Origin of the sequence: Argonema antarcticum A004/B2, assembly GCF_023333585.1 — a bacterium.
Lineage (GTDB): Bacteria > Cyanobacteriota > Cyanobacteriia > Cyanobacteriales > Aerosakkonemataceae > Argonema > Argonema antarcticum.
This window is the reverse complement of record NZ_JAIQZN010000046.1, coordinates 46,864-53,897: the sequence shown is the minus strand read 5'-3', so window position 1 is coordinate 53,897 and position 7,034 is coordinate 46,864. Positions and strand designations below refer to the sequence as shown.

7 protein-coding genes and 1 pseudogene are annotated in these 7,034 nt (G+C 46.4%); 4 read left to right on the top strand and 4 right to left on the bottom strand.

The window, feature by feature from the left end; translation table 11 throughout:
* Positions 1–88 precede the first annotated feature (88 nt).
* Positions 89–760: pseudogene (locus LAY57_RS19535) on the bottom strand (Uma2 family endonuclease).
* A 145-nt stretch (positions 761–905) separates the two neighbouring features.
* On the opposite strand from LAY57_RS19535, the gene LAY57_RS19530 reads away from it, so the two are divergent.
* The gene (locus tag LAY57_RS19530) at positions 906–1,958 is read left to right on the top strand and encodes a mevalonate kinase family protein (protein WP_249068491.1); all 1,053 of its coding nucleotides are present in this window, start codon (positions 906–908) and stop codon (positions 1,956–1,958) included.
* A gap of 104 nt (positions 1,959–2,062) precedes the next feature.
* Here the strand turns inward: LAY57_RS19530 and LAY57_RS19525 are convergent, their stop codons facing one another.
* On the bottom strand, positions 2,063–2,326 hold the full coding sequence (locus LAY57_RS19525; RefSeq protein ID WP_249068490.1) for a hypothetical protein: 264 nt from the start codon (positions 2,324–2,326) through the stop codon (positions 2,063–2,065).
* On the opposite strand from LAY57_RS19525, the gene LAY57_RS19520 reads away from it, so the two are divergent.
* Together LAY57_RS19520 and LAY57_RS19515 are read left to right on the top strand one after the other, a co-directional pair.
* On the top strand, positions 2,314–3,204 hold the full coding sequence (locus tag LAY57_RS19520; protein WP_249068489.1) for a sugar phosphate nucleotidyltransferase: 891 nt from the start codon (positions 2,314–2,316) through the stop codon (positions 3,202–3,204). The genes LAY57_RS19525 and LAY57_RS19520 overlap by 13 nt on opposite strands.
* A gap of 137 nt (positions 3,205–3,341) precedes the next feature.
* On the top strand, positions 3,342–4,031 hold the full coding sequence (locus tag LAY57_RS19515) for a Uma2 family endonuclease (RefSeq protein WP_249068488.1): 690 nt from the start codon (positions 3,342–3,344) through the stop codon (positions 4,029–4,031).
* Between the two features lie 4 nt (positions 4,032–4,035).
* Here LAY57_RS19515 and LAY57_RS19510 read toward each other — a convergent pair whose 3' ends face one another.
* Positions 4,036–4,509, bottom strand: a complete 474-nt coding sequence (locus tag LAY57_RS19510; protein ID WP_249068487.1) for a DUF29 domain-containing protein — start codon at positions 4,507–4,509, stop codon at positions 4,036–4,038.
* A gap of 294 nt (positions 4,510–4,803) precedes the next feature.
* Here LAY57_RS19510 and LAY57_RS19505 point away from each other — a divergent pair, with 294 nt between their 5' ends.
* Positions 4,804–5,343 carry a Dps family protein gene (locus tag LAY57_RS19505; protein ID WP_249068486.1) on the top strand — a complete coding sequence of 180 codons (540 nt, stop codon included), beginning with the start codon at positions 4,804–4,806 and terminating at the stop codon, positions 5,341–5,343.
* A gap of 178 nt (positions 5,344–5,521) precedes the next feature.
* Here the strand turns inward: LAY57_RS19505 and LAY57_RS19500 are convergent, their stop codons facing one another.
* Positions 5,522–6,544 (bottom strand): tetratricopeptide repeat protein, encoded by a 1,023-nt coding sequence (locus tag LAY57_RS19500; RefSeq protein WP_249068485.1) that lies wholly within the window; start codon positions 6,542–6,544, stop codon positions 5,522–5,524.
* Positions 6,545–7,034 lie beyond the last annotated feature (490 nt).

Genomic DNA, 7,034 nt, shown 5'->3' with positions numbered 1-7,034 from the left:
CCTCTATCTGTAGGGTGTGTTAGCGATAGCGTAACGCACCATCCACCATATTTAGCGTCCCTGCGTAAGTCCTGTTATCATATAGCCATTATCCCCGATTCTTCAATTCTTCGATAAAACCTTGATGTTCTGGTGTAGTTAACCCTATCTGTAAGGTAGATTGAACCTCAGCCAAATTCCCAGCTAATAAAGCCGGAACAGACAACCATAAACCAGGAAAAACTTCACTTCTAATTATTCCCGCTTCATCTGCTACCAAAGCAATATATTGTCCTTCTCTGAAGCGAAACCAATCAAGTTTTCGATCGTAAACTTGTCAAACTAAATATTCTTGTACTTGGTTGCGTCGGTAAGCTCTTAATTTATCTCGCAAGTCATAAGAAGCACTACTTGCTGCTATTTCGGCAATGAATTCAGTAGCACCTTCAACATAACCATCTTCGCTAATCGTTGACTGTCCGCCAACTTCAATTCGCAACAGTGCATCGGGTTGTGGTTCGTTATCTGGATCGAGGCGTACTGTGGTATTGTCCATCAAATCCACACCTGGTGTGGCAATCCAGTATGGAGATAACCATGCCATAATTCTAGCGTGAGGTCTGCCGTGAATAACTCGGACTGGCGATCCCATATAAACAACTCCTTCGATTAATTCAGCTTTTTTCAGATGAGGCATTGCTTCGTAGCGTTGCTCAAATTCAGCGCGAGTGAGACAATCGCCATTTTCCAGAGGCAAGATTTTTGGCATTGTTACTGTCATGGTGCGACCTCTAAGTTTATATTTTTATTGTGGCATAGTGAAGCGAAGCATCTGGTGTAAATTATAAGCGCTTACGCACAAGCTTCGCCAAAGCTACCGTTCTCCCATGACATCATTAGAACGAAACTTGGTATCAGATCGACAAATGATTAATAACTCTGAATGGCTAAATTTATTTGTTCCCGGTAGACTTTGCTTGTTTGGCGAACATTCCGACTGGGCTGGCTCAATTAGTCGCTTTGCAGCTACACCGGGCTACTGCATTGCTGTTGGTACAAATCAGGGAATTTACGCCCGCGTCCGCAAACGAGATGGAATTATAATAGTTCGCTCTCATCTTCTCAATGTAGAACCGCTTTGTATTTCCCCAGACTCCGCAGAACTGCTTTCGTTAGCACAAACTGACGGTTTTTGGAGCTATGTTGCGGGTACTTTGCACGAAGTTTTGCAAGGCTACCAAATTCCAGGATTAGAAATAAAGTGCGATCGAATGAATTTGCCACTTAAAAAGGGCTTATCCTCTTCAGCAGCAGTTTGCGTTTTAGTTGCTAGAGCGTGCAATGAGTTATATAACTTGGGTCTTGACAAACGCGACGAAATGGAATTAGCTTACCGTGGCGAAACTCTTACCCCTTCGCGCTGCGGTCGCATGGATCAAATTTGTGCCTACGGTCAAGTGCCAACTTTTCTCACCTTCGATGGTGAAGATTTGGCAATAGAAACGATTCCTTTGGGTGGCGCGTTTTACTATTTAATTGTGGATTTACACGGAAACAAAGACACCGTTACTATCTTGCGCGATTTGAATAACCAATTTACTAACACAGAAGGTGCGATCGCCGCAGGAATTCGTCGCGCCCTTGGCCCTTTAAACCAACAAATAGTTTACCAAGCTCGTGAAGCGTTAATTTCTGGAGATGTACGCCGAGTCGGTGAGTTAATGGTGGAAGCGCAGGAGATATTCTCTAGCCTCGTCGCACCCGCTTGTCCCTCCCAATTAGGCGCACCCAAGCTGCATCACCTGCTGGAGTACTCTCCCTTAGAAGAGTTAATCTGGGGTGGCAAAGGCGTCGGTTCCCAAGGGGACGGCACCGCACAACTGCTCACTCGTGGCCCAGAAGAACGGCTGCTTGCTAAAGCGATCGTCGAAAACGATTTGGGTTTGCCGTGCTTGAGTTTAACGCTCAAACCGTCCTAGTGCCACTACGCGGAAGCCAAAAGTCAAAAGTCAAAAGTCAAAAGTCAAAAGTCAAAAGTCAAAAGTCAAAAGTCAAAAGTCAAAAGTCAAAAGTCAAAAAATGATTAATGACCACTGACAACTGACCACTGACCACTGACAACTGACCACTGACCACTGACCACTGACCACTGACAACTGACAACTGACCACTGACAACTGACAACTGACAACTGACCACTGACCACTGACCACTGACAACTGACCACTGACAACTGACCACTGACCACTGACCACTGACCACTGACCACTGACCACTGACAACTGACCACTGACCACTGACCACTGACCACTGACCACTGACCAATAACAAAAAATGAAACCAACACGCGCTGTTATACCGTTAGCTGGTCTTGCTTCTCGCCTCTACCCTGCCACAAAAGTTATCCCCAAGGCATTATTGCCAGTTCCGGGACAAGATGGTTCCCTGCGTCCGGCGGTAGATTGGATTGTGCGGGAAGCTTTAGCTGGAGGTGTAGATGAAGTAGTGCTAATCGTATCTCCCCGCGACGGTGAATTAATTCGCAGATACTTCGACGAACCGCCAGCAGGTATTCTGGAAGGCGTTTCTGGCCAACGGATTTTTGATGCTTGGAACGTGCTTAAACCGCTTTCGGAACACTTGCGCTATGTCTATCAGCTAGAGCCTGGGGGTTTTGGCGATGCGGTGCTTCAATGTCGCGAAGTTGTGGGTGACGAGCCTTTTGTATTACTTTTGGGCGATCATCTTTACAAGTCTAGTTCCACTGTTCCTTGCGTGCGTCAGGTACTCGATATTGGAGCCCAATTCGGCAAAGGTGTGTTGGGTGTCAGTAGGCGCGACGAAAGCGAGATCGGCCAACTAGGTGTGGTGGGAGTCCGTCTTCTACCCGATCGATCTTCTGTTTTTGAGTTGACCGATATGCGCGAGAAACCTTCGCCAAGCTTGGCGCAAGCGACTCTCCGCATCACCGGAAGTCACATGAGCGAATACTTCTGCATCTTCGGTATCTACTTGCTTCCAGGTCATTTTATGGAATACCTTCAAACTGTTAAGGAACAGCATCAGGGGGAACTGGATTTATCAGCTTCTCTGCGCCGCTGGATAAGCACAGATGGAGGTCTTGCTTATGAAGTGGAGGGCGATTTTTTGGATATCGGTACGCCCAGAAATTATGGCGATACGATCGCCCAAATGCACCAAGCCCGACCCGATTCGGTAGGATGAGCTTATGTTTACCCTAACTACAGCAGCTATAGCAACCGATGAAAATCAGTTAGGACGTTCTTAATCCCTGAAACGTTGGCGGATTCTAAACCCTTCTTCCCCTAGCCCCTAGCCCCTAGCCCCTAGCCCCTAGCTATATGGTTAAAACACCTTCCCCAGGTTTGACAATTCCCTTCCTGGAAAATGGCGATCGCTTGAACCGTTACGAATTTGAGCTACGCTACAACGCTATACCAAACCTGAAAAAAGCCGAACTGATCGAAGGGATTGTCTATATGCCCGCTGCACTGCGCTTTAAGAGCCACAGTCAACCCCACAGTTGGGCGATCATCGCATGGCTAGGAACATACGAAGCTATGACACCCGGCGTTGCTGTAGGAGATGCTCCAACTGTAAGGCTCGATATCGACAATGAACCTCAACCGGATGTTGTTCTGCTCATACTTCCAGAAGCAGGCGGTCAAGCGCAACTGAGTGACGATGATTATGTCGAAGGCGCACCAGAGTTAATCGTTGAAATTGCGGCTAGCAGCGTCGCGATCGATCTTCATGCCAAAAAGCAAGCTTATCGCCGTAATGGTGTCAAGGAATATATTGTTTGGCAAGTCCTCGATCGCAAAATTAGCTGGCTGTATCTAGAAAAGGGTGAATATCTGGATTTACTCGCCGATCCCGATGGGATTGTGCGGAGTCGAGTCTTTCCGGGGTTGTGGTTAGCGGTTACAGAGTTATTAGCTGGGAATATGCAGGGCGTATTGGCAGTTTTACAAGCGGGGCTAAAATCTCCCGAACACACCGCATTTGTCCAGAAATTAGCCAGCAAATAATCAGCTACTCCCAAAATTTCTCAGTTAGCAAGACATCGTTATCGCGGCTAAGCTGCCACGAATCGGGAAACTGGACATTAGGATAATCTTCGCGGACTTCAGCTAGAGCATCCTGCCATGCTTCATCGAACACTTCTGCGAAATACCGTTTCAAACTGGGAGATTGTTTGAGTGCAATTCTTAACTGGCGGCGTTGTTCTCGAATCGTGACTTCCCATCCCCGATTGTCATAGGTACTGTTGGCATAAAGCCGTTTGAGCAGATGCGCCAATAATATGCCTAGCCGACTTTCGATCTCTGCTCTATCTCTGCCCGCCAAGATTTTGATCTCCTCAATCAAATGTTGGACATCCAATCCATTAAAATCTCGCGCCTTAAGTCGCGCCAGCGTATCCTCCAGCCACAGATACTGGTCGCTAGAGTAAAGAGAACCTTTAGCTCCATTCTCTCCTTCGATGGCAAATTGAGTTTCTGTCATTGATTTAATTGTGCGATCGCTACTCATAAATTCTAGAGCCAAAACCCAAGTAGGTGAGCGGACGCTATTCCTAAAGGTAAATGTTTTACATAACTCTGTCTTTAGTTGGATGCCTTCCAGCAGATTTATTAACTATAACAGACATCTGTATAACCGACTAAAAGTTCCGAATCGCTTAGCTGACATTTTCTAAGGATTGACTAGAGATATATTTGAATTCTCTCATTTGGCTGATGAAGGAGTGTATATAAAATTGGTTTACTGGAAAAGTGTAAAACTAAGGAGTCTTAAAGGATGCGACCGTTAAATATAGGTTTATCCCAAGAGCAACGTCAAGGTGTCATCGATTTATTGAATCGCGACTTGTCGGATGCCTATCTGCTGTTAATCAAAACCAAGAAGTACCACTGGGATGTAGTGGGGCCGCAGTTCCGTTCCCTGCACCAAATGTGGGAAGAACATTATAATGCTTTGACGGAAAACATTGATGCGATGGCAGAGAGGGTTCGCACCTTGGGTGGCTACCCCATCGGTACTGCTGAAGGCTTCCTGAAGTATGCCACGATCAAAGAAGATGCTGGATCTCTCCCCAATGCTTACGGCATGGTAGAAAACCTAGTGGCAGATCACGAGCTAGTTATCCGCAATATGCGCGATCATATCGATCGATGCTCTGAAGATTTCCACGATCAAGGTACTGCCGATTTCCTGACTGGACTGATGGAGCAGCACGAGCAAATCGCTTGGATGTTGCGTTCGTTCATTGAAGGCGAACAAATTAAACCAGACGGTAAACTGTCGTCAGACCTCAAGGTTCCCGTCGAGATGAAATAATCAACCGATTTTAGATTTATGTCAGTCACAAAGGACGATCCACAAATCATAAAAATCTAAAATCGGCATTCTTTAATCTAGAATTGGTTCGGTCAATTGAGCTTTCACCGCACCCTAATCCTCAGATTAGGTGCGGTATTGTCTTGATTGCCAACAATATTTACTCCTGCTATGGGTGTCATTTTAGGTGCTGCAATTTGCTGATGTTATCGAGTGCCATTTGGTAATCATCAGTTATTCCTTGTTCTTCATAGAGTTGCGCCGCCTTCTGAAAATCCTTAATGATGGCCGGATAATCTTCAAAGGCGCAGCGGCATAAAGCCCTGTTATAGTAGGCATCGGCATAGTATGGATTGATTGCAATTGCTTTGTTATAATCTGCGATCGCTTGCTGGCAATCTGTCATTTCAGCCCAAAGAATACCTCGGTTGTTGTAGGCTTCGGCATAGTAGGGATTGATTTCAATCGCTTGGTCAAAATCTGCTCTAGCACCTGCTTGCTCTCCCAGTCGATAGCGTATAGTACCTCGGTTGTAGTAGGCTTGGGTATCGTTGGGATTGATTTCTATGACTTGGTTGTAATCTGCGATCGCACCTTCACAGTCTCCGAGTTGAGCTAGAACATTGCCACGATTGTTATAGGCGGGGGCATACTTGGGATCGATCCGAATCGCCTCATTGTAATCTGCTCGAGCATCTTGGGCACTCTTGGCGAAATTGCCTTGGTTTTCGCCTAAGTAATATAGGACAGCCCCCCTGCTGTTGTAAGCTATGGCATTATTGGGGTCTAGCTGAATTGCTCGGTTGTAATCTGCTAGTGCTGCCTCATACTGTTGCAACCTCATGTAGGCAGCACCTCGGTTGTGATAAGCACCAGCATTATTCGGATCGAGCTGAATTGCCCGGTTGTAATCTGCTAGTGCTGCCTCATAGTTTCCCAATGCCATGTTGGCAGCACCTCGGTTGTGGTAGGCACCTGTATTGTTCGGGTCGAGTTCAATGGCCCGGTGGGAATCTGCCAATGCTGCTTCATAGTCTTCCAGCTGAACGCGGACAATGCACTGGATGCGGTCAGCACTGACACTACAGTCGTCCAGGCAAATTGCTTGAATGTTTATTGTTCCGGGCCGATCTTGTGGTTGATAATCCATGACTTGAGTGAAAATTGGTATTTGAGCAACTCTGAAGTTTAGAGAACTCATTGCGCTACTCCTTCCGGCTCTCCAATCAGACTTTACATAATTTCCACTTAAAATAGTCCGGCAGCCTGGGAGCTTCGTCTTTTTGAAGCGAGTCGGAAAGGCGACACGAGCAAATTTATTCGCAGTTAATGTGATGGTAGAATCAAATAGGTCTAATGAATTGACCCTACCTGCTGGCTGCGGGAAAGTTACGCCTATGAAGTTATCAATCCCTGGTGGGTTGAGTCTAGGAACCCGAAATTTAACGCCATGCCTGAAACCGGGATATTTAGAGTAAATAGATTGAAAACTCTGAAGAATCTGCGTCTATGAAGAGCGCAGATTGTCAAAGAGAGTTTGACCTTGGCAATTTTGTCAGTCAAGCGTTCGAGCATGGCTAATCACCCTGAGTACTTGAGATTAGTATGCCCTAAAGGTATCGTGCCTGAGTGATTTATGCGATCGCGCCAAAACCCGCGACGATCGGCCCAAGCCCACGCAGCGGGTTTTC